Origin of the sequence: Microbulbifer sp. Q7, from assembly GCF_001639145.1 — a bacterium.
In the GTDB taxonomy this organism is placed as follows: Bacteria; Pseudomonadota; Gammaproteobacteria; order Pseudomonadales; family Cellvibrionaceae; genus Microbulbifer.
The window spans coordinates 1,137,732-1,159,982 of sequence record NZ_LROY01000002.1; the positions used below are offsets into that span (position 1 = coordinate 1,137,732).

Sequence of the window (22,251 nt, forward strand, 5' to 3'; positions counted from 1 at the left end):
CCGCGCCTTTTCAGACGGCGCGGGGAAAGAGTCGGAAAAAGTTTTCAGTGGTGGCCGCAGCCAGCTCTGCATAGGAAATACCTCGCTGCTCGGCAATAAACTCGGCCACCTCGCGCACGTAGGCGGGAATGTTTGGCTTGCCCCGATACGGCACCGGCGCCAGGTAGGGCGAGTCGGTTTCCACGAGTAACCGATCCAGAGGCACCTGCCTGGCGACCTCGCGCAGCTCTTCTGCATTCTTGAAGGTAACGATGCCCGACAGGGAAATGTAGTAATTCAGATCCAGGGCGGCCTTCGCCATCTCCCAGCTTTCGGTAAAACAGTGCAGTACACCCGCGTGCTCCCGGCTACCGTGTTCGCGAATCAGGTCGATGGTGTCCTGGCGCGCATCCCGGGTATGCACGATAACCGGCAACGACACCTCCGCGGCGGCTTGCAGGTGGGCAATGAAGCTCTGCTGCTGCACCGTTTTGGTCTCGGTGCTGTGGTAATAATCCAGCCCGGTCTCCCCCAGCGCCACGACATTCGGACGGGTGGCAAGCGACTTCAATTTCTCGACATCCGCCAGCCCGGAGTCCACATCCAGGGGATGTACGCCCACGGAGCAGACCACATCGTCGTACCGCGCCGCGATATCGACCACATCGTCCATATTGTCGAGGCTAATACCGACACAGAGGAACTTGCCCACGCCACGACTGCGCGCGAGCGCCAGCACGTCGTCCAGATCGCCGTCAAATTTGTCGAGTTTGAGCCTGTCGAGATGACAGTGAGAATCTACCAGCATGATACTTTTTCAGTTGGTGTTCGGTTCAGTTGGTGTTCGGTTCAGTTGGTGTTCGGTCGGTTGGTCCGGGCCACGAAGGCGCGAATGAAGCGGCCGGAAATGAACGCGGGGAATTATACAGATACACCGCCTGGTGCGCGCGGTTCGACACCAGGCTTTACGGGGAGCCACCGCCCCGAAGGGCGCGGGTTACAGGGTGTGCGTCGGTCGGCTGGATTCCAGGGAACCGGCCAGCAGTGTTTCTATTTTGCTCTGCGCGGTGTTTTCCTTGTCACTGAACTGAATGCCGATACCCGGTGTACGGTTGCCCTGGGCGCCACCCGGGGTAATCCATACTACTTTACCGGCCACCGGTAGTTTTTCTGGTTCATCCATCAGGCTCAACAGCAGGAAAACCTCATCGCCGAGGCCATAACTTTTGTCGGTGTTAATAAACAGGCCGCCGTTTTTGACGAATGGCATATAGGCCGCATACAGCACGGACTTGTCCTGGATTTTCAGTGACAGGATACCGTTGCGGGCACCGCCCCCCATACCTTTCATAATCAACCCCGTTTAGTAAACATCCGTTCTTTAGTCTGGTTCAGCATTGTCGTTTTTTTATGCAAAGCCAGTATCCCGAAAAGAGCGCAACCTCACCGCTCAACCCGTTGGCTAACTTACCCGCCAAAGCACACCCTGTCTAGCAAGTTACCAGCACAGCGCACTACCGGCGATGCTAGCGAAAAAGCGCAGCCCAACGGATCAACAGCTCTTCCATCAGCAGGCGCTTGTTCGGGTTTCCACTACCCGAGAGCAGCCCGCGGGCCTTCAGAAGGTGGTCATAGAAGGCAAACAGGGGACGCTGACTCTCCGGCCCGGCACCCGGCAATCGCTGCAGCAAGGCCATCACCGGGGCATCCGCCGGCTGATCCGTACTGCGTACCCTCAACATCTGACCGATCCAGCTCTGCCAGAATTGCAGTAGCAGATTGAGATCGGCCCCCTCCCCCGGTGACTCCCACCGTGCGGCAAGGGTGACCGGGTTTTCATCGCCTCGCGTGAGCGCCGTAATATCGGCGAGAAACTGATCGCGCACTTCCTTGGCCTCCGGCTCCATGAGCCTCGCGGCCAACAAGGGCGCCCCACCGGCAAGTGTCAGCGCGCTACTGGCAAGCTCCCCCTCTACACCGCTATCGCTCAACCAGCGCAGTGAGGACTGCTGTGGGGGCACCGGAAACGCGATGGTCTGGCAGCGACTGCGAATCGTGGGCAACAGACCGGAGGGATTATCGGTGATGAGCAGAAAAATCACCGATGCGGAAGGCTCTTCAAGGTTTTTCAGCAGCGCGTTCGCCGCATTGATATTCATCGACTCGGCGGGGGCCAGCCATACCACACGCGCGCCCTCCCGCGCGCTCGTGCGACCAACAAACTCACCCAGCTCGCGGATCTGCTCAACCTTGAGCGGCCCCTGCGGTTTCTCCGGCAGCACTCGGATGAAGTCCGGATGGGAGCCGGCGATACGCAGCTGGCAGCCACGGCACTCGCCACAGGCCAGCCCGTGCCGCGGCTGGTCGCACAACAGCAAAGCGGCAAAGGCATCGGCAAACCGCCGCTTGCCCAGCCCGGGCTGGCCGCTGACCAGCAACGCATGCGGGCAACGTCCGGCCGTCCACTGGGCGCCCAGGCGCTGCCATTGCGCCGCCTGCCATGGGAGAGGTGACGGTATCGCCATTGGCGTCACAGGTTGGACTTCCGGCTTGGCGGATGCTTTGCTCATTGGTCGCTCGCAATGCTTTCCAGCTCACGCGCCAGCTGGGCCTGCACATCTGTCAGAGGCAGTGAAGCGTCAATCACCGCATAGCGCTCGGGGGCGACGTCCGCACGCGCCCGGTAAGCCGCACGCACCTTGCGGAAAAAAGCCGCCTGCTCACTCTCAAAGCGGTCCGCGGCGCCCGTGGATGCCGCCCGCTGCAGGCCGATCTCAGGGTCAAGATCAAGCAGGAGAACCCGGTCCGGGCGAAGTGCGCCCTGCACGGTTTGCTCTAGCTGCGCAATCAGCGCGCAATCGAGCCCGCGGCCGCCACCCTGGTACGCGTAGGTCGCATCGGTAAAACGGTCACATACTACCCATTTACCGGCGGCGAGCGCAGGCTTGATGACCGCGTTTAGATGTTGCGCACGCGCGGCAAATACCATCAGCAGTTCCGCTGTGGGGTCGACCGCTTCGTCTCGCTTTTCCAGCAAGAGTGTACGCAACTGCTCCGCGAGGGGTGTGCCCCCGGGCTCCCGCGTCTGCACGTAATCGATGCCGCGGTGTTCCAGCCAGCGGGTGATAAACTGGAGATTGGTCGACTTGCCGACCCCCTCTCCCCCCTCAAGGGTAATAAACTTGCCTGAAGATTGTTGTGACATGAAATCTCTGCTGACTCGGAGCTGCGCCCAGTATCTTAATTGCCGATATTACAAATGGCGTTAATCGTTTTTTGAGCTTTTTGCCGGACTGGAGCGGTAATCAGAGCGACGCTTCAATTGGTATTCCCGCACCGCACGATTGTGCTCATTCAGTGTCGAGGAAAAGTGATGGGAACCATCGCCCTTCGCCACAAAATACAGGCTGTTTCCATCCTTCGGGTGCAGCGCGGCATGGATGGCTTCACGGCCCGGCAGCGCTATCGGCGTGGGCGGCATGCCACCAATCACATAGGTATTGTACGGGGTCGCATTGCGCAGGTCTGCACGACGTAGATTGCCATCGTATTGATCGCCAAGCCCGTAAATTACCGTGGGATCCGTCTGCAAACGCATACCGCGCTGCAGTCGCCGCACAAACACACCAGCAATCTCATCACGCTCCCAGGGTACCCCGGTTTCCTTTTCTACAATCGACGCCATGATCAGCGCCTCGTAGGCATCTTTATACGGCAGGTTTTCCGAGCGCTGCTGCCACTCCTCGGCCAGTACCGTGTCCATGCGCTCAAACGCCTGGCGCAGAAGATCCAGATCTGAGGCACCGGAGCGATAGACATAGGTATCGGGAAAAATTCGGCCCTCAGGATTACCCTCTATACCCAGTGCCTGCGCCGCAGCGGCAATCGATTCTCCCGCTGCCGTCTGCCGGATTTTGTTGGAATGGCGTATTTGTGACAGCGCCTGCTGAAAGGTCCAGCCTTCGACAAGGGTCACCCGGTAGCGCGTAACATCGCCGCGATTGAGCCTGCCCACCAGGTCCATCGCGTTGCTTCCGGCGGGGATCAAGTATTCGCCGGGATGAATACTGCTCTCGTCCTTGATGCGCGCATACAGCCGCACCCAACGGGGCGAACGCAGCACCCCCTCGGATTCGAGGCGCAGAAGTATCCGCGAGAGATTACTGCCGTTTTCGACATCCATGCGCAATCCGTCCACTGGCAGTGTGAGCGGCTTTACCAACGCATTTTGCGCGGACCAGAAAGCCGCCCCACCAGCTACCACACCGACTACGAATAGCAACAGTAGTCCTCGCAACCACCTGCCGAAGCGGCGGGTACTACTTGCCGTTGCGCCCCTGGGCGTTTTTCTATTACCGGCTTTACCGTTATTTTTTGCCACGTTAACTACAACCCGTAAATACTGCAGCGGCAGTATACTTTGAACATAAACACGGACATTGACTCCCGGGAAATACCATCACCACAATGCGCTGGCCACTAACGCCTGAAGCGCCGCCGTGGACTTCCCGCGCGGTAAAGTATGCACGTCTGGTGCGGTTGCTGGCCTGTCACTGCCCGCACCGCCGAGCAGTATTTGCGCTACCGGTACAACACCGCGCACGGCATTACAAACCGCCAACTCATCGGCGTGTTCGATATCGGCGAGCGAGAGCTCATCTTCCCTGATTTCGGCGTGACTCGCCAGCCAACTCAGCATCACGCCCTGCACGCCACAACGACGCAGACTAGGCGTACGCCAGCTCCCGCTCCGGCAGAGCAACAGGTTACTGTGCAACCCTTCCACGACACGTCCGCGCGCATCAAGCATCAGGCCTTCGCAGAACAGATCCGGGCGCAACCAGGCCGCATATTGCCCCAGTTCCGCTTCACCGCGTCGGTACGTATCCCGGCGCAACAGCTTACAGCCCTGCGGGCGATCATCCTGCAAAACGCCGCCTGTGTCTGGCGAACAGCGCACCCTCTCGGGAGAAAATGGCGAGCGCGAGGCCTCTGGCGTTATCGGGGTCCTGCAGCGAACCAGTGCTACCCCATTCTCCCACGGGGAGCTTGCATCAAGCGGTACCACGGAAAAGTCCCACGTCGGATCCCCATGCAGGGCGCCATAGCGAAGTCGAACTCTGGCGCCATAAGGCCAGTGCGCGGTTTCCCGGGCAATCGCCATGGCTGCGGACTCGATACGTGCGAGTATTGTTGAGGCTGGGTGAGAGGCGCGAGTGAGGCGAGCAAGATGCTGTGGCAGCAGCGGAATACTGCCACCAATCGCCCGCATGGTCTCCAGCACGCCATAGGAATAGACCTCGTCCGCAGGCAAGGAAGCGCAGGTACCGGAAGAGGAATAGCAAAAAGGTTCAGGCGAATTCACAAGGAGCGATCAGCACTGGTCGCGAAGGATTCAGCTACCTCACGACCAGCACTTTCCACGGCGTTAAACCCGCTGAAATATCAGCGAGCCATTGGTGCCACCAAAGCCAAACGAATTAGACAGCACCGCGTCGATGTTCATTTCCTGTGCCTTATGTGGCACCAGGTTAACACCGGTACAGTTTTCATCCACATTGTCGAGATTGACAGTGGGCGGAGCCACCTGATCCCGGATTGCCATGACCGAAAATATGGCTTCAATAGCGCCGGCAGCACCCAGCAGGTGTCCGGTCATGGACTTGGTAGAGCTGACGGCAATCTGGTCCAGACTGCCGTCAAATACCGAACGCACCGCGGTAATCTCTGCTTTATCACCCAGAGGTGTAGAGGTGCCGTGCGCGTTAATGTACTGAACCGCCGACGCTTCAAGACCCGCATCCTTCAGCGCATTCTGCATCGACAGCGCCGCGCCGGCGCCGTCTTCGGGCGGAGAGGTCATGTGGTGCGCATCACCGCTCATGCCAAAACCACTCAGCTCGGCGTATATTTTTGCACCGCGGGCTTTAGCATGTTCGTACTCCTCCAGTACCAGTACACCGGCACCTTCACCAAGTACAAAACCGTCGCGGTCTTTGTCCCAGGGGCGACTGGCCGCCTGTGGATCATCATTGCGTGTCGACAGCGCACGTGCCGCACAGAAACCACCAAGACCCACCGGCGTGGTCACCATTTCCGCACCACCGCAAACCATAACATCAGCATCACCATATTGAATGGTGCGCATACCGAGGCCAATGGCATGGGTACCCGTAGTACAGGCCGTGGTTGTGGAAAGGTTCGGACCTTTCATACCGTACTTAATCGACAGGTTGCCGGAAACCATATTGATGATGGCACCGGGAACGAAGAAAGGAGAAACCCGGCGCGGGCCCTTTTCCGCAATCAGCATGGCATTGTTTTCGATGGCGGCGATACCACCCATACCGGAACCGATACAGGCCCCGATGCGCGATGCGTTTTCTTCGGTAACTTCCAGGCCACTGTCTTCCACTGCCTGGATACCGGCGCTCAGGCCATACTGCAGAAAGACATCCATCTTGCGCGCTTCTTTCTGCGCGATATGGGGCTCCGGGTCAAAATTTTTCACGGTCGCAGCGAAGCGAGTGCTAAACGCCGAGACATCAAATGACTCGATTGGAACGACACCGCTTTTCCCCGCCAACAGTGCAGGCCAGGTATCTTCCAGGGTATTTCCCAGCGGGCTCACTGTGCCCATTCCGGTAATAACGACTCTTCTACGCGTCACTTGCGCCTCCCCCGAACTCAATCTCACACGCCGGTAACCAGATCACGTCAACCGGTCGTTTTTCACAAGGTTCAAATAGACGAAGAGCCGCGCTATGCAACATAGAACGGCTCTCGCAGTACAACAGTAATGGGTAACACTTACCCGTTACTTAAGCTATCCAGCAGGAATCAACCCAGGTTCTGGTTGATGTAATCGATGGCCAGCTGAACAGTGGTGATTTTTTCTGCTTCTTCGTCAGGAATTTCAGTTTCGAATTCCTCTTCCAAAGCCATTACCAGCTCAACTGTGTCGAGGGAGTCAGCGCCCAGATCTTCAACAAAGGATGCTTCAGGTTTTACATCTTCTTCCTTCACGCCCAGTTGTTCAGCAACGATCTTTTTTACGCGCTCTTCAATGCTGCTCATGATTCAATTTAACTCCTAGTGGATAAAAATCTGTTTTGGTTACTGTTTAAATTTTGCCCACGATATGTGGTGTTTCAGTAACCGGCTAACACAGCTTGTGGTTAATGCGAGGCGGCATTGTACCCTGATTTTTTCGGGATGTAATGCACCGCCTCTCAGCAACCGATGAATGATAAAAATTAACTTACCAATCAATCACTTACGGTAATTTTCTCGAAAGAAAATTAGCCCATATACATGCCGCCGTTCACATGAATGGTCTCTCCGGTCACATAACCGCCAGCATCACTGGCCAAAAATGCGACGACGGACGCAATCTCTTCGGGCGCACCCAGGCGACCCAGTGGGATTTTGCTCAGCAGTGCCTCGCGCTGCGCCTCTGGCAACACTTTGGTCATGTCGGTATCGATAAAGCCAGGAGCGACGGTATTCACCGTGATACCACGGGAGCCAACCTCGGCAGCCAGTGCGCGCGCAAAACCGCCAACACCAGCCTTGGTGGCCGCATAGTTACTCTGGCCCGCATTACCCATGCTGCCCACAACGGAGCTGATATTAATGATGCGACCCCAGCGGGCTTTGGTCATGTCCCGCAGGCAGCTCTTGCTCACACGGTAGACAGCCGTCAGGTTGGTATTCAGCACATCTTCCCACTCGTCATCTTTCATACGCATCAGAAGATTGTCTTTGGTGATACCCGCGTTATTCACCAGAATGGTGGGCGCACCAAACTCAGCCTTGACCGACTCAAGCACCGCAGCGATGCTCTCCAGATTGGTAACATCCAGCTCTTTACCAGCCCCCTGCACGCCTTTCTCAGCAAAACGTGCGGAGATTTTCTCGGCACCCGCTGCGCTGGTCGCGGTGCCAATGACGATGGCACCTTGGGCGCCCAGCAAATCAGCAATGGCCGCGCCAATGCCGCGGCTCGCGCCGGTAACCAGCGCCACCTTCCCTTCAAGTGAGGTTGAAATAGTCATAATTTCTCCCGATACCTCGCCTGCGTAAAACACAGGGCGAGGCTTCGTATTTATTGTGCGGTGGATTTAATGGCTTCCGACAATTGAGCCGGCGTTTCAATATTGTGCGCCGTCAGGCCGCGATCGATGCGCTTGGCAAGCCCCGCGAGCACTTTACCCGGGCCACATTCGACCAATTGCTCGGTACCCGCTGCGGCCATAGCCTGAACGCACGCCGTCCAGCGCACCGGGCTGTAAATCTGCTCGATCATAAGCGTCTTGATGGCAGCCGGATCGCTCTCCGCCTGGGCGTGCACATTATGGATAACCGGGACCTCAGGCGCGGAAAACTCTGTTGCCTCAATTTGAGATGCCAGCTTTTCCGCCGCAGGGCGCATCAGCTCGGTATGAAAGGGTGCACTGACCGGTAGCGGCAGCGCGCGCTTTGCGCCCGCTGCTTTACAGGCCTCGATCGCCCGCGCCACCGCTGGCGCACTGCCAGCAATCACCACCTGACCCGGCGAGTTGTAGTTGACCGCATTCACCACTGCGCCTTCCGCAGCCGCAGCACAGGCGGATTCCACGGCGTCATCATCCAGCCCGATGACAGCCGCCATTGCACCTTCACCCGCGGGAACCGCTTCCTGCATCAGTCGACCGCGCTCGCGCACCAGGCGCACAGCATCTTCAAATTGCAACACGCCCGCACATACCAGCGCCGACCATTCGCCAAGACTGTGGCCGGCCATGCGCGCAGGAACAACCCCACCCTGCGCCTGCCACGCCCGGTAAAGGGCAACGCTGGCGGTCAGCAACAGCGGCTGGGTTCTCTCGGTAAGGTTGATATCTTCTTGCGCGCCATTTTGGCAAAGCTCCCAAAGGTCGTAGCCAAGCACGGCAGAGGCCTGGGAAAACGTTGCGCTGATTTCCGGGAATGCCTGAGCGGCTTCAGCCAGCATACCAATCTGCTGGGAGCCCTGGCCGGGAAACACAAACGCCAAAACTGGGTTGGTCATGGAACATCCTTTAACCAAGTGGGTGAAGCCTTAGGAAATAAGGGCCTGGCTGAACGTCGTAGACCGCTGCCGGATCAGGGGCCGGCTAATCGCACCCTGTCGGCGGTTGCGCCTGCAAAGCCATGGCCCTGCCCAATTGAAGGGACAAGTCGGCTTCGGCACATTCTTTTGCGGTAAGCATCGCGCGGTAAAACGCTTCGCTACTGGCACCGCCATGGCTCTTGATGACGTTGCCTTTCAGCCCCAAAAAGCTGGCGCCATTATAGCGACCGGGTTCTAGCTGTGCGCGCCATTTTCGCAACAGATTTATGGCTAATTGGCCAAAAAAGCGCTTTATCGGCGCCTTCTTATCAATCGTAAACGTCTTTTGACCTATGAGTCGAATCACACCTTCTGCAGATTTCATGGCCACATTGCCCATCAGGCCATTGCACACCACCACATCCACGATGCCGGTGAAAATGTCGTGCCCTTCTACAAATCCCACATAGTGCACCAGCGGATCCGCCTGCAGCATCTTGCCAGCACGGCGAATTTCCTCGGTCCCCTTGTGCTCTTCGGCACCGATATTGAGCAGCGCGACGGCAAGATCGGATTTACCCGAGAACACACGCTGCGCCTCCTGCCCCAGACGGGCAAACAGGACCAGGTCTTCGGCGCTGCAGTCGATGTTCGCCCCCAGGTCCAGCAGAAAACAGGAACCGTCCGCCGTGGGCAAGGATTTGCCGAGCGCCGGGCGCCGAACCCCCTCAACGGCTCCCAGGATACTGCGGCTGAGCGCCAGCAAAGCGCCGGTATTACCGGAGGTAACCATTGCGTCACACTCGCCATCCTTGACCGCTTTCAGAGCAAGCGCCATAGAGGACTCCCGCTTGCGTCGCAACGCCTGCACGGGATTGCAGCCCTGGGTAATCACCTGGGCACAGTCAACCAGTTCGATACGCTCACGCACCGAGGGAGGCTGTTTAATCAGAAGGGATTGCAGTTGAGAGCGAGGGCCGAACAGTTTGAGTTCTGCCTGGGGATAGCGGAAAAGAAATCTTGCACAGGCCGGAACGACAGAGCGGGGACCTAAGTCCCCGCCCATCGCATCCACGGCCAATCGTAATTGGCTGGACAAAACTTACTCTTCTTCGGAAGAGGTACCAACGTCAATCACTTTGCGACCACGGTAGAAACCGTCTTTGGTCACGTGGTGACGGTGGTGCTTCTCACCGGTGGTCGGGTCAACGGACAGAGTCGGTCCGCTCAGAGCGTCGTGAGAACGACGCATGCCGCGACGGGAACGGGTTTTTTTGTTCTGCTGAACAGCCATTTGGTGCTCCTAAACATAACTAACAGTTAACACCGGAACCGGGGCGCCTACCGGCGAGCCCAAACCCTTCAAACAATTCTCAAGACTTGTTTGACGAACCCTTCAACTGTTCCAGTACTTTAAAGGGGTTTTCCTGTTGCTCTACCGCTTCCGGCTCCTTTCCACCACTCTGGAATGTCTCTTTGGAGACACACTCATCATCGTGGAAAGCCACCATTGGCAGATTGAGCAAAATCTCATCTTCCAATACCTGATACAGATCCAGCTCATCACCGTCCTGTATCACCGGGTCGAGAGATTTCGGCAATGACTTGCCCTGCTCTTCCGACCACACAAAGCCCCAGGCAATATCAGCTTCAATCTGCTCGCTGACCGGCTGCAGGCAGCGCTGACACAACAGCTCCACCTCCAACTGGAAATGCCCGGTCGCCACCTGGTTTCGCTGCAGATCCCTGGCAAAGGCCAGATTCACCGCAATATCACCATGTACCGACTCAGTAGACGCCACCAGTCGCGAAAGCTCTTCTCGCGGCACGGTACCGTCCAGTTGCTGCTCACGCTGCACCAATTTTCGTGCATCAATGCGTCGCGGAAGCGCGGATTTCTGGGGGGGTATCGACATAAGCGCGCAATTCTATGGACTCACCTGAGCCTTGTCAAAACAATTCAATCGCCGCATGATCAGCGGCCCCAACCCCAGTAGAGCAACCCCTCAAACCAGGAAGCCAGGACCCATGCGTCGACTGATTCTAGCCTCCAGCTCACCCTACCGCCGCAACATTCTCGACAAATTGCGATTGCCGTTCGAATCCGCAAGTCCCCATATAAATGAAGAAGCATTTCCTGGTGAATCAGCCCCCGATCTCGCAAGCCGGCTCGCCACGGAAAAAGCCCGCGCCCTGTGTGGACAGTACCCGGACGCCATCATCATCGGCTCAGACCAGGTAGCGGAATGCAGGGGTAGGCAATTAGGCAAGCCGGGATCACAGGAGAAAGCGATTAAACAGCTCCTGTTTTGCGCGGGACACACCGTCACTTTCCATACCGGACTGTGCGTAATGGATAGCAGTCAGGGCACGCACACCACGATTTGCGAGCCGTTCCGCGTGCACTTCCGGCCACTGGATGCGGCTGCCGCCAGCCGCTACGTAGAGCTCGACCAACCCCTCGATTGCGCAGGATCATTTAAAGCCGAAGGATTGGGGATCGCCTTATTCGAAAAAATGGAAGGGAATGACATCAATACGCTCATTGGCCTTCCATTAATCCGGCTAATCGAGCTTCTCAAGCCTCACGGCCTGGACCCCCTGCAGCGGAAATAATCCACCCCACATGCCATTACTACATCAGGGAACCAGCGGCGGCCACTGCAGCAACTCAGAGAAGTGATCGATAATCCGATGCGGGCCGCATCGGTCCAGACGCTCGCGACTGTGCACACCGTAACTCACGCCCACCGACGGCATATTGATCGCGGACGCCATCTTGAGGTCGTACTCGGTATCGCCCACCATCACCGCGTCCGCCACATCAACCCCGGTTTCAGCCAGGATTTCACGTAACATGACGGGGTTCGGCTTGGAGGCGGTTTCATCCGCGCAGCGGCTTACCGGGAAAAGGTGCCCCAAACCGTGATCTTCAAATTCGCGATTCAGCCCTCGACGGCTTTTACCGGTCGCCACCGCCAGCTGGTGCCCCGCCCCCAGCAGCTGGTCCAGCGTCGCCAGAACACCATCAAACAGGGGTAGCGGCTCATTGCGCGCCGCCAGCCACTCCTCGGAATAATACGTGCCCAGCTGCGCACGCTGCTCACTGTGAGCCTCGGGAAACAACGCACTAATAACCTCAGGCAGGCCCAGCCCGATATAATTGCCGATGGCGCCAGGCTCCAGCACAGGCAGACCAACCCGCTCCGACGCGCGCTGCATACAGGAAATGATACGCGCCTGGGAATTGCACAGGGTCCCGTCCCAATCGAGGATCACCAGCATGACCAACCTTCTCCCTCATTACCCGATTCAGCACTCAGGGAAGCGGACTACCCGCCCCTCAGGGCACTCAACACCGACTCCAGCTCAGGCGGAAGCGGCGCCTTCACGTCCACGCGCACACCGTCCGGCAAGGTACAGCGCACCCCAGCCGAATGCAGAAACAGGCGCTTGAGACCGTACCCACGAAAGGCGCCATTGATTTCATCGGTGGCGTACTTGGGATCGCCCGCCAGCGGGCACCCGACAAACTGGGCGTGCACCCGAATCTGATGGGTTCGACCAGTAACCGGCTCTGCCGCCAGCAGAGTTGCCCCCTTGAAGCGCTCCTCGACGCGAAAGCGCGTCGTGGAGGGTTTGCCGTCACCGTCTACCGTTACAATCCGCTCACCACTTTTCAGCGTGTTCTTGCGCAGCGGCGCCTCGACGACCTTCTGGCCGCGAGGCCACTTGCCCGCAGCCAGCGCCAGATAAGACTTCCCGAGCTTGCCGGCACGCAGCTCCGACTGAATATGCAGCAGCACGGCGCGCTTGCGCGCCACCAGGATGGCGCCGCTAGTATCGCGATCCAGCCGGTGCACCAACTCCATAAAGGGGCTATTGGGGTACATCTGGCGAAGCGCCTCGATCAGTCCCAGGCGAACGCCACTGCCGCCGTGCACCGCAAGCCCGGCCGGCTTGTTCACCACCAGCAGGCCACCCTCGTCATACAGTATGGCCGCCTCCAGGGTCCGCCGCAGGGAATCCCCCGCCACCGGCGGCGTCGACTCCTCGGACACCCGAATTGGCGGTACGCGCACCTGATCGCCCCCTTTCAGGCGATACTCAGCTTTCACCCTGCCCTTGTTCACCCGCACCTCGCCTTTGCGCAAAATCCGGTAAATTCGAGAGCGCGGCACACCTTTAAGGCGCGCCTGCAGGAAGTTGTCGATCCGCTGACCGGCCAACTCCTCGGGCACAGTAAGAAATTGCACGCCACTTCCCAGTCGCTCGGAGGCACCAGAGGCACCGTCGCGACGGGAATCGGCAGACTTGGGGGGATTGTTTGGGGAGCTACTTCGCATGGGGCGCATGATAGCCCCAAGGGCTGGCCATTTGAAGCGATTGATTGATGCCCCACATGCACCGTGGTATATTCGGCCCGCCTGAATTGGGGCTGGTTTTCGGTGGTGCACGGTTTTTCTGCTATACAAAAACCCAGGTGCCGCTCTTGAGAAAATACCGCCAGTCAGGACGGTGCGCGGAATGGCCGCGTTATCAACAAAACTTTGTCGGTGAGACTCTTCAAGAGCGCGTCGCAAGATGGTGCCCAGGGATCCAGACCAAAGGTCACTCCCGAAGCTCTCGCCGACCTGACCCCGTACCAACGGGATTTTTGCGAAGGTAAGACGGGCTGATGCCCGCAGCGCTTGGAACAGACTCTACTCGTTACATCTCGCTCCGTGATTTTACGCCAGCGACCGAACTGGCCCCCGGCCCCTGGGAGTGATGCAAAATGGCACGCTCGCACCGCCGGTAACTACTAGACACGACACGAGGGCCCAGCCACGAGCCGGCCCCGGAGCCTAGATGATGTAACCCATGTCACCCCTAATTGGGCGACAGCCAGGACCCGCCCGGGATCTTTGCGGAGCCGGCCTGGCAGGAATCGGATACCTGAACTGAGAAGCGGTATCCAGAGTTAATAATGTATGTACGACGCAGGTGCGACTGGCGCCCCTGCGGGGAGTGCCTACAAAACGGCGACAGATGTCAGGCCATGCCCTCTTCTGCCCCCGTATCTACCCAAAGCCTGCGAGCTTCAGCGGTGTTTTTGCCTTTGCGCAACGCAAGGAAAAAATAGACGCATGAAGAGAATGCTGATCAATGCGACCCAGCCCGAAGAGCTGCGTGTTGCACTGGTCGACGGCCAATGGCTGTACGACCTGGACATCGAAAATCGCACCCGCGAACAGAAAAAAGCCAACATCTACAAAGGTAAGATCACCCGCGTAGAACCCTCTCTCGAAGCCGCTTTTGTCGATTACGGCGCTGATCGCCACGGCTTCCTGCCCTTGAAAGAAATTTCCCGCGAATACTTTCTGAAACAGCCGAAAGAGCTCGAAGGCCGCATCAAGATCAAGGATGTGGTCAAAGAAGGCATGGAAGTTATCGTGCAGGTCGATAAGGAAGAGCGTGGCAACAAAGGCGCTGCCCTTACCACCTTCATCAGCCTGGCCGGCCGTTACCTGGTGCTCATGCCGAACAATCCCCGCGCCGGCGGCATCTCCCGTCGCATTGAGGGTGACGAACGCAGCGAGCTGCGCGACGCGCTCTCCAGCGTCGAAGTCCCCTCCGGTATGGGCATCATCGTGCGCACCGCGGGCGTTGGCCGCAGCGGCGAAGAACTGCAGTGGGACTTGAACTACCTGATGCAGCTGTGGGACGCCATCAAAAAAGAGGCGGACGACTCCAGAGCCCCCCATTTCCTGTTCCAGGAAAGTAACGTCATTATTCGTGCGATTCGCGACTATATGCGCGACGATATCGGCGAAGTCATTGTTGACGAGAACGGCGCTTACCAGCTGGCGGCGGAGTTTGCCCGCCAGGTGATGCCGAACTACGCCAACAAGGTGAAGTTCTACGACGACAACATCCCGCTGTTCAATCGCTATCAGATTGAAAGCCAGATCGAGACCGCCTTCGAACGCGAAGTGAAACTGCCTTCCGGCGGCTCCATCGTGATCGATGTTACCGAAGCACTGGTGTCCATCGACATCAACTCCTCCCGCGCCACCAAGGGCGGCGACATCGAAGAGACCGCGCGCACCATCAACCTGGAAGCCGCGGACGAAATCGCTCGCCAGCTGCGCCTGCGCGATATGGGTGGCCTGGTGGTCATCGACTTTATCGACATGCAAAACAAGTCCAGCCAGCGCGAAGTTGAAAAGCGTATGGAAAAGGCACTTGGCATGGACCGCGCCCGGGTACAGGTGGGCCGCATCTCCCGCTTCGGCTTGCTGGAAATGTCACGCCAGCGCCTGCGTCCGTCACTGGGCGAAACCACCTTCCGCGTCTGCCCTCGCTGTAGCGGCCAGGGCACCATTCGCGGCACCAAGTCCCTCTCCCTCTCCATCCTGCGCCTGGTGGAAGAAGAAGCGAAGAAAGAGCGCAGCGCAGAAATTCGCGCAATCACCCCGGTGAATGTCGCCACTTATCTGCTGAACGAAAAGCGCAAAGCGATTTCCAATATCGAGGCCCGCAACAACACCCGCGTGGTCGTGGTGCCCAACGCCGATCTGGAAACACCGCACTTCGAAGTACTACGCCTGCGCGACGACGAGACCACCCTGGAAACTTCCTACAAGATCTCCGGCACCATCGAAGAGACCGTCGAGAAGAGCAAGGAAGATGAGCCCATGCGCACTCCGGCCCAGCCCGCTGTGCAGCAGATCGCCCACACCGCGCCCGCCCCGACACCGGAGGCCAAGCCCAAAGCCAAGGCAAAGCCCAAAGCAAAAGAAGTGGCCAAGCCCGGACTGTTCAGCCGCCTGATCGGTGCAATTTCCGCCCTGTTCAGCAGTGAGGAAGAAGAGACCGACAAGAAGCACAAGAAAACCGGTGGCCGCGGTAAAAACTACCAGCAGCGCAATCGCAACCAGCGCGGTGGCCGAGGACGTGCCCGCGGCAATCGCAGTGGCCGTCGCGACGACCAGCGCGGCGATGACCGCAAGGAAGACACACGCTCCAAACGTGGCGACAAGCGTCGCGACGACAGTGATAGCAGCGACCGCCGCAGCGACAATCGCAGCACCGAGCGCGACTCCAACCGCGAAAGTGCGCGCGACAACAGCCGTGACAGCGCGCGAGACGGTAGCCGCGAAGGGCAGCGCGAAGGTCAGCGCCGCAGTCGCAGACGCCGTGGTGGCGACCGCCGCAGTGAGCCGCAAAGCAGCCCGGCAGAAGTCGAAAACACCAACCTCGACACCACCGCGGAAGCCTCCGCTGGCGGTGACGATCAACAGCGCCCGGCGCGTCGCCCCAGCAACGTACGTGGACGCCCACAGCCCCGCCGTCGTGGCCGTCGCGGTGGCGACAGCGCTGAGGAAAGCACAGCCGCAAACGAGCAGCAGGAAGCCCGCAAGTCCTCTGGCAGCGACACAAAAGAAGTCGCTGTGAAAGCTGAGCCGACTGCCGAACCGCAACAGCGCAAACCCCGCGCCAAGCGCGAGGACAAGCCGGCAGCGACTTCCGAGGTTAAAGTGGAGAAGCAGCCGTCGGATAAGCCTGAGAGCGAATCCAAAGCCAAGCAGCCTTGGGCTGATGCACAGGTTCCTGCAGAAGCAAAGACTGACGAAGCGCCCAAGGCCAAACAGGAAACCGAGTCTCCCGCCGCCTCTGCACCAGCGGAACAGACCAGCAAAACTCCTGAGGTAGCCGCGGAAACCACCCCTGCAGAACGCAGCGAACCAAAGACCGCGGAACAACCGGCGGCCAAGACACAGGAAGCGCACAAGCAGGAAATCGCCAAGCCGGAAGCTCAGGCTGAAGCGAGTGTCGCCGAAGCGCCAACCGCGGAAGTAAAAGCTGAAGACACCGCAGAAGTTCAGGAGACCCACGCTGAAGGCGACTTGCTTGCGGGAAGCCAGGAAGAAGCCGCAGCCAAGCTGGCGGACGACGCGGATTCCTCCGCCGAGACTCAAGCGGTAGCCGACACCAGTATCGAGGCCTCGAATGAAGCCGCGGCGGAAGCTGAAGTTGCTTCCAGCGAACCGGCTGCATCGGCGCCACAAGCGGAGCCGGCACCGAAATCTGGCACTCCCGGCCGCGCCAGTAACGACCCGCGCGTCAACCCGAAGCCTCTGGTTGATGTACAGATCGTGACTGCCCGCCCGGAATTAGGCGAACTGCGCCCGCTCGACACCGCCCAACCGGCCAACATCGAGCACAGCCCTCGCCCACTCCAGCGCCCGGCCAACGACCCGCGCACCAAGCGCAACGCCAGCGTTGAAAGCAACTCCGGTTCCGCCGAAGTAGGCTGAGCGGGAGTAACAGGAGCAAAATGGGTTAGCTGCTCAAAAATGCAGCTAACTCATTGAAGTTCCTAAAAAAAGTTGCTGCGCTCTTGTACCCGCAAAACAGCCCGGTATAATGCGCAGCACAATTTGGTGGGGTGGCTGAGTGGTCGAAAGCGGCGGTCTTGAAAACCGTTGACTGTAACAGGTCCCAGGGTTCAAATCCCTGCCCCACCGCCATATTAAAGAGCCCGGCTTTATGCCGGGCTTTTTTGTATGTCGCCGAGGGAGATTGAGATCAAAACCCCGCCCAAACAGGCGCAGCCTGCAGAGACCAGCGAAGGGGCTAAGCGGATTAGTGCCAACAGGCACACAGCCTTCTAAGCGCCTCCGCTCGGCTCACCCACCCCACCATTTCCCCTCACCCATCTACCCTCAGCTGCCAATTTCCGAGCACCTGCCAAGCGATCCATTACCACGCACCGCTGGCGCCATGACGACACGCGCGAGTGATTTTTGCATACGGGATCCCCTGAGTATTTCGACTGGAAATATCCGCCCAAATAGGACGACACACCCGTCACTCCGTTGACTAGTCTATAAGGAATACAAAGATACCGACCCCAGTTGGCGCTGTGTTAACCAGCCATCCACTCAGCGGGCCCAGCGGAACACTATGGCGTGAAGTTTTCACCTATCTGGTTGATTGTCATCTGCACCCTCACGGTGGGGGCGATGCTCTCGATCCTGCATTATTTTGACCTGGATGACCGTCTCATCGAGCTGATGCAGTGGATGGACACGCTGGGCTGGCAGGCGGGTGTCTGGTTCACACTGGTGATTGCGCTGGCGATCGTTCTGCTGTTTCCCGGCGTGGTGTTCACCATGGGCGCAGGCTTTGTGTTTGGCGTGGTAAAAGGCACGATTTATGTGGTGCTGGGCACGGTGCTCGGTGCAGCGATTGCCTTCCTGATCTCCCGTTACCTGCTTGGGGAGCGCCCGTCCAACTGGCTGATGTCGAAAGTCAAACCCGCCAATCTCGGCGAAATCCTGCGCGATGAAGGCTGGCGTATGGTTATGCTCACACGCATGGTGCCGCTGTTCCCGTTCAAACTTTCCAATTACTTTTTTGGCCTGACGCCGCTCAGGTTTCGCGATTTCTGTATCGGGAACTTCTTCGGCGTTATCCCCATCACCGTCAACAACGTGTACGTGGGTTCCATTGCTGCGGATCTCGCCAGTATCGGTACCGAGCGCAGCACCCGCACGCCCACCGAGTGGACCCTGTACGGCCTGGGCTTTTGCCTGGCCATCATCGCAATCATCGGTCTGACCCGCATGGCGCGGCGGGCACTCAATCAGAAAATCGATCAAGGAGAACTCTGATGCCCTGGATGAAATGGCTTCCCTGGCGGTTCTTCGTGCGCAAGTTCGCCACCGCCCACGGTTTTCTCGATCCGCTGGCGGTGATGGCGCGGCTACAACGTTTCGCCGAACCTTCCGAAGTTAGCGAGCCCATCGAGCTGCTGCGTGCGGGTGTCATATTCCACGCGCGGGCGCTCATGAACAGCAAGGTCATCCAGCACAACCTCGACTGGGTGTGGCCCTACTGGATCGAGCGGCAGTTCGACCCAGCCGACGTCTCGTTCATTCCGCGTGCATTCTCCATTACCCACTGCAACCTGAGCCACCGCAACTGGACGGCCGTTGGGGTGCCCGGCAGTGAGGAAATGCCCATAGTCGACCCCCGGGGGCTGCTCACACCGCATTACGACGGCTGGTCGATCGACAGCTGGATCATCGGCGACGACGGCCAGGACCTGTACCCCTCCCAGCACGACGATGTCATACAAAAGCTGGACCTGAAGGGCGGCATTGCCATCGAGACCGAATCCCACGACGATCAGGCCGAACTGCACAACCGGGTCTGGGCAGAGCTGGACGATGCCCACAACAACTGCCATATGCGAGTGCGGGCGCGACACAACACCGGCGGCTGGCTGGTGGTTGCCCTGCGCCCCTGCAACCCGGAAGGGGTTGCGTTCATCAACAAGGTCACCCTGCACAGCAACCGCGACCGCTGGCTGGTCGATGGCAAACACAAAATCCTGTTTGACCGCCCGGTAGACCGCCACCACGCCTCCGACTATCACCGCGGGGATATTGCGCTCTACCTGCGCGATGAGAGCAATGAAAGCCATGCGGAGTGCGATGTGGGCATGGCAACCGCGGCCGCCCTTTTCCGTCTCGACCCGGGCGAAACGGTCGATACGCTGCTGACGATTCCACAAGCGTGCAAACTGAACAAACGCAATGCCACATCCACATGGCAAGAGAACCTGGACCGCCACTGCACCATGTCGGTACCCGACGAAGAAATGCAGTTTCTGTACGACTCCGCAATTCGCACTCTTATTCTGCATTCTCCGCACGATGTGTATCCAGGCCCTTACACTTACAAGCGCTTCTGGTTTCGCGACGCCGCATTCATGATCCAGTCACTACTGCATGCCGGGCTGCTGGACCGCGCCGCACGCGCGCTGGAGCGCTTCCCATCGCGTCAGAAGAGCAACGGCTATTTCCACTCGCAAGACGGCGAGTGGGATTCCAACGGCGAGGCCCTGTGGATTATCGACCAGTATTGCCAGATCACCGGCACCAAACTCAAGCAGGAGTGGCTGGATCCTGTACTGCGCGGAACCCAATGGATCGATAACAAACGACTACCCAAAGACGGCAGCCTCACCGGCGGCCTGCTGCCGGCTGGGTTCAGCGCCGAGCACCTGGGGCCAAACGACTGCTACTTCTGGGACGATTTCTGGGGCATTGGCGGGCAGCGTGCCGCCGTTGCCATGTGTCGACGGGAAGGCCACACGCAGGATGCCGATACCTTTCAGCGCCAGGCCGACGACTTCATGTTGACCGTAGATGCCGCGCTCGCGAAATGCGCGGAACGCCTCAACCGACCCGCAATGCCCGCATCGCCCAAGCGGCGCCTGGATGCCGGTGCCATCGGCTCGATTGCCGCGGGGTACCCGCTCAAGCTCTACCCCGAAGACGACCCGCGCCTGCTCGATCTTGTGGAGTTTCTGCTGGAAAGCTGTTTTGTGTCCGGCGGTTTCTTCCAGGACATGATCCACTCTGGCATCAACGCCTATCTCACCATTCATGTTGCCCAGGTATTGTTGCGCGCGGGCGACCCACGCTGTATCGACCTAATGCGCAACGTGGCCAAGCTCGCCTCCCCCACCGGTCAGTGGCCCGAAGCCATTCACCCGCACTCGTTCGGGGGCTGCATGGGGGATGGCCAACACGCGTGGGCGGCGGCAGAATGGGTGACCATGCAGCGCAATTGTTTTGTGCGGGAAGAAGGCGACACGCTAATACTCGCGTCCGGACTGCCACCGGAATGGCTCAACGATGGCAGCGCGCAGAAGCCGATTCGATTCGGTCCGGCCCCTACACTTTTTGGCACCATTTCACTGGAGATTACGCCCGGGGAAAAACCCCGTGTATCCTGGTCTGGCAAGTGGCACGATGCCGCACCACCGATTGAGATTCGCGCATTCGGCTATCAGCCTGTGGTGGCGGATCCCGGGGTCGAAATGCTGGAGTTACAACCTACGTGAACATCGTCATGCTCACCAATACCTACCTCCCCCACGTGGGAGGAGTGGCGCGTTCGGTCGATGCCTTCTGCCGGGAATACCGCAAGCACGGGCACCAGGTGTTGGTTGTCGCACCGGAATTTTCAGAAAAAATCGAAAACGAAAAAGATGTGGTGCGTATTCCGGCCATCCAGAATTTTAATGGCAGTGATTTTTCAGTCGCGCTCCCGCTATCTGGTGAACTGACCGAGCAACTCGATTTCTTCGAGCCGGATATCGTACATTCCCACCACCCCTTTTTGCTGGGAATGACCGCTCTGCGTATTGCCCGCAGCCGGGAACTGCCACTGGTATTTACCCACCACACGCTGTACGAACGCTATACCCACTATGTGCCAGCAGACTCAGAAGCCCTCAAGCGGTTCGTCATAGAATTAGCCACGCGCTATAGCAACCTGGCCAGCATGGTGTTTGCCCCAAGCGAAAGTGTTGCCGACCTTCTGCGAGATCGCGGGGTCAAATCCCCCATCCAGGTGGTTCCCACCGGCGTCAAGCTCGAGGACTACCAGAACGGAAATGGGCGCGCCGCGCGTGCGCGACACGGCATTCCCGAACAGGCTTATGTCATTGGTCACCTCGGGCGCCTGGCAGAAGAAAAAAACCTGGGCTTTCTGTCGCAGGCGGTTCTTGAATTCATAAAGCGCAATGCCGACATTCACTTTCTGGTCGTTGGCGCCGGGCCCATGCAGGCACAGATAAAGCAGCTGTTTGATGATCACAACCTCGGAGAGCGCCTGCATCTGACCGGCACACTGCAGGGAGAAGCGCAGCGCGATGCCTATAGCGCGATGCAGGTGTTTGCTTTCTCTTCTACCAGCGAAACCCAGGGCATGGTGCTCACGGAGGCAATGGCCGCGGGCGTACCGGTTGTCGCGCTGGATGCCAGCGGTTGCCGGGAAGTCGTGGAAGACAGAATCAACGGGCGCCTGGTCCTCAAACATACCGAGCGGGAGCTGATCGCCGCCTTGCAGTGGCTGTACGACCTTCCCAAGAACGAGTACAACGCACTTTGTAAGGCCGCCCTGGCAACCGCCGAGCGCTTTTCTATGGAAAACTGCGCCGCGTCCGCAATCACCCATTATAAATCCCTGGTCCATCAGCACTGGCCGCTGGACGATTCCCTCTATGCCCAGTGGATGCGCCTGCGCAACACCATCGGTGCACAGTGGGAGATCCTCGAGGGCGTGACCAGTGCTGCTACCGCGGCCCTCGATCCGGATCACTCCGGAAAAAGCAGCTCGTAAACCATGGCGAG

At 58.8% G+C, this 22,251-nt stretch carries 20 protein-coding genes and 1 tRNA gene; 6 read left to right on the forward strand and 15 right to left on the reverse strand.

What is annotated here, in order from left to right; genetic code table 11:
• Window positions 1–10 precede the first annotated feature (10 nt).
• The 13 genes from AU182_RS10390 to AU182_RS10450 form a co-directional block, all read right to left on the reverse strand.
• The gene (locus AU182_RS10390; RefSeq protein WP_066964575.1) at window positions 11–787 is read right to left on the reverse strand and encodes a TatD family hydrolase; all 777 of its coding nucleotides are present in this window, start codon (window positions 785–787) and stop codon (window positions 11–13) included.
• A 189-nt stretch (window positions 788–976) separates the two neighbouring features.
• Window positions 977–1,330, reverse strand: a complete 354-nt coding sequence (locus AU182_RS10395) for a PilZ domain-containing protein (RefSeq protein ID WP_066964578.1) — start codon at window positions 1,328–1,330, stop codon at window positions 977–979.
• A gap of 175 nt (window positions 1,331–1,505) precedes the next feature.
• On the reverse strand, window positions 1,506–2,549 hold the full coding sequence (locus AU182_RS10400; protein WP_227718220.1) for a DNA polymerase III subunit delta': 1,044 nt from the start codon (window positions 2,547–2,549) through the stop codon (window positions 1,506–1,508).
• Entirely contained in the window at window positions 2,546–3,184 is a 639-nt protein-coding gene (gene tmk, locus AU182_RS10405) for a dTMP kinase (protein ID WP_066964590.1), read from the reverse strand. Before tmk ends, AU182_RS10400 begins: the two co-directional genes overlap by 4 nt.
• Before the next feature lie 60 nt (window positions 3,185–3,244).
• Window positions 3,245–4,261: an endolytic transglycosylase MltG gene (mltG, locus tag AU182_RS10410; RefSeq protein WP_255359348.1), complete on the reverse strand. Its 1,017-nt coding sequence runs from the start codon at window positions 4,259–4,261 to the stop codon at window positions 3,245–3,247.
• Window positions 4,262–4,438: 177 nt separating this feature from the next.
• Window positions 4,439–4,909 carry an aminotransferase class IV gene (locus AU182_RS16670; RefSeq protein ID WP_066964596.1) on the reverse strand — a complete coding sequence of 157 codons (471 nt, stop codon included), beginning with the start codon at window positions 4,907–4,909 and terminating at the stop codon, window positions 4,439–4,441.
• Window positions 4,910–5,407: 498 nt separating this feature from the next.
• Window positions 5,408–6,649, reverse strand: a complete 1,242-nt coding sequence (gene fabF / locus AU182_RS10420; RefSeq protein ID WP_082859505.1) for a beta-ketoacyl-ACP synthase II — start codon at window positions 6,647–6,649, stop codon at window positions 5,408–5,410.
• Window positions 6,650–6,819: 170 nt separating this feature from the next.
• Window positions 6,820–7,056, reverse strand: a complete 237-nt coding sequence (acpP, locus tag AU182_RS10425) for an acyl carrier protein (RefSeq protein WP_010130751.1) — start codon at window positions 7,054–7,056, stop codon at window positions 6,820–6,822.
• Window positions 7,057–7,280: 224 nt separating this feature from the next.
• On the reverse strand, window positions 7,281–8,036 hold the full coding sequence (fabG, locus tag AU182_RS10430; protein ID WP_066964601.1) for a 3-oxoacyl-ACP reductase FabG: 756 nt from the start codon (window positions 8,034–8,036) through the stop codon (window positions 7,281–7,283).
• A gap of 50 nt (window positions 8,037–8,086) precedes the next feature.
• Window positions 8,087–9,031 carry an ACP S-malonyltransferase gene (fabD, locus tag AU182_RS10435; RefSeq protein ID WP_066964604.1) on the reverse strand — a complete coding sequence of 315 codons (945 nt, stop codon included), beginning with the start codon at window positions 9,029–9,031 and terminating at the stop codon, window positions 8,087–8,089.
• 85 nt (window positions 9,032–9,116) lie between these two features.
• Window positions 9,117–10,127, reverse strand: a complete 1,011-nt coding sequence (plsX, locus tag AU182_RS10440; protein ID WP_227718311.1) for a phosphate acyltransferase PlsX — start codon at window positions 10,125–10,127, stop codon at window positions 9,117–9,119.
• A gap of 27 nt (window positions 10,128–10,154) precedes the next feature.
• Window positions 10,155–10,346, reverse strand: coding sequence for a 50S ribosomal protein L32 (gene rpmF / locus AU182_RS10445; protein ID WP_066964610.1), 192 nt, complete (start codon window positions 10,344–10,346; stop codon window positions 10,155–10,157).
• A 79-nt stretch (window positions 10,347–10,425) separates the two neighbouring features.
• A complete protein-coding gene (locus tag AU182_RS10450) occupies window positions 10,426–10,968 on the reverse strand; it encodes a YceD family protein (protein WP_066964611.1) in 543 nt (180 codons plus the stop codon).
• A 112-nt stretch (window positions 10,969–11,080) separates the two neighbouring features.
• Here AU182_RS10450 and AU182_RS10455 point away from each other — a divergent pair, with 112 nt between their 5' ends.
• Window positions 11,081–11,668 (forward strand): nucleoside triphosphate pyrophosphatase, encoded by a 588-nt coding sequence (locus AU182_RS10455; RefSeq protein ID WP_066964615.1) that lies wholly within the window; start codon window positions 11,081–11,083, stop codon window positions 11,666–11,668.
• 24 nt (window positions 11,669–11,692) lie between these two features.
• Here AU182_RS10455 and AU182_RS10460 read toward each other — a convergent pair whose 3' ends face one another.
• Together AU182_RS10460 and rluC are read right to left on the reverse strand one after the other, a co-directional pair.
• Window positions 11,693–12,337 (reverse strand): HAD-IA family hydrolase, encoded by a 645-nt coding sequence (locus AU182_RS10460; RefSeq protein WP_066964618.1) that lies wholly within the window; start codon window positions 12,335–12,337, stop codon window positions 11,693–11,695.
• Window positions 12,338–12,384: 47 nt separating this feature from the next.
• Entirely contained in the window at window positions 12,385–13,410 is a 1,026-nt protein-coding gene (rluC, locus tag AU182_RS10465) for a 23S rRNA pseudouridine(955/2504/2580) synthase RluC (RefSeq protein WP_227718312.1), read from the reverse strand.
• Window positions 13,411–14,181: 771 nt separating this feature from the next.
• On the opposite strand from rluC, the gene rne reads away from it, so the two are divergent.
• The 5 genes from rne (at window position 14,182) to AU182_RS10490 (ending at window position 22,240) form a co-directional block, all read left to right on the forward strand.
• The gene (gene rne, locus AU182_RS10470) at window positions 14,182–17,355 is read left to right on the forward strand and encodes a ribonuclease E (protein WP_066964621.1); all 3,174 of its coding nucleotides are present in this window, start codon (window positions 14,182–14,184) and stop codon (window positions 17,353–17,355) included.
• Between the two features lie 125 nt (window positions 17,356–17,480).
• A tRNA-Ser gene (locus AU182_RS10475) sits at window positions 17,481–17,568 on the forward strand.
• A gap of 441 nt (window positions 17,569–18,009) precedes the next feature.
• Window positions 18,010–18,714: a TVP38/TMEM64 family protein gene (locus AU182_RS10480; RefSeq protein ID WP_066964623.1), complete on the forward strand. Its 705-nt coding sequence runs from the start codon at window positions 18,010–18,012 to the stop codon at window positions 18,712–18,714.
• Window positions 18,714–20,957 carry a hypothetical protein gene (locus AU182_RS10485; protein WP_066964626.1) on the forward strand — a complete coding sequence of 748 codons (2,244 nt, stop codon included), beginning with the start codon at window positions 18,714–18,716 and terminating at the stop codon, window positions 20,955–20,957. Before AU182_RS10480 ends, AU182_RS10485 begins: the two co-directional genes overlap by 1 nt.
• A complete protein-coding gene (locus AU182_RS10490; protein ID WP_066964629.1) occupies window positions 20,954–22,240 on the forward strand; it encodes a glycosyltransferase in 1,287 nt (428 codons plus the stop codon). Before AU182_RS10485 ends, AU182_RS10490 begins: the two co-directional genes overlap by 4 nt.
• Window positions 22,241–22,251: the final 11 nt, after the last annotated feature.

Coding starts and splice junctions, on each gene's coding strand:
- AU182_RS10390 (WP_066964575.1), bottom strand. CDS start 787: ATGCTGGTAGATTCTCACTGTCATCTCGACAGGCTCAAACTCGACAAA.
- AU182_RS10460 (WP_066964618.1), bottom strand. CDS start 12,337: ATGCTGGTGATCCTCGATTGGGACGGGACCCTGTGCAATTCCCAGGCG.
- fabG (WP_066964601.1), bottom strand. CDS start 8,036: ATGACTATTTCAACCTCACTTGAAGGGAAGGTGGCGCTGGTTACCGGC.
- AU182_RS10400 (WP_227718220.1), bottom strand. CDS start 2,549: ATGAGCAAAGCATCCGCCAAGCCGGAAGTCCAACCTGTGACGCCAATG.
- AU182_RS10395 (WP_066964578.1), bottom strand. CDS start 1,330: ATGAAAGGTATGGGGGGCGGTGCCCGCAACGGTATCCTGTCACTGAAA.
- fabD (WP_066964604.1), bottom strand. CDS start 9,031: ATGACCAACCCAGTTTTGGCGTTTGTGTTTCCCGGCCAGGGCTCCCAG.
- AU182_RS10455 (WP_066964615.1), top strand. CDS start 11,081: ATGCGTCGACTGATTCTAGCCTCCAGCTCACCCTACCGCCGCAACATT.
- AU182_RS10450 (WP_066964611.1), bottom strand. CDS start 10,968: ATGTCGATACCCCCCCAGAAATCCGCGCTTCCGCGACGCATTGATGCA.
- acpP (WP_010130751.1), bottom strand. CDS start 7,056: ATGAGCAGCATTGAAGAGCGCGTAAAAAAGATCGTTGCTGAACAACTG.
- rpmF (WP_066964610.1), bottom strand. CDS start 10,346: ATGGCTGTTCAGCAGAACAAAAAAACCCGTTCCCGTCGCGGCATGCGT.
- AU182_RS10485 (WP_066964626.1), top strand. CDS start 18,714: ATGCCCTGGATGAAATGGCTTCCCTGGCGGTTCTTCGTGCGCAAGTTC.
- tmk (WP_066964590.1), bottom strand. CDS start 3,184: ATGTCACAACAATCTTCAGGCAAGTTTATTACCCTTGAGGGGGGAGAG.
- rne (WP_066964621.1), top strand. CDS start 14,182: ATGAAGAGAATGCTGATCAATGCGACCCAGCCCGAAGAGCTGCGTGTT.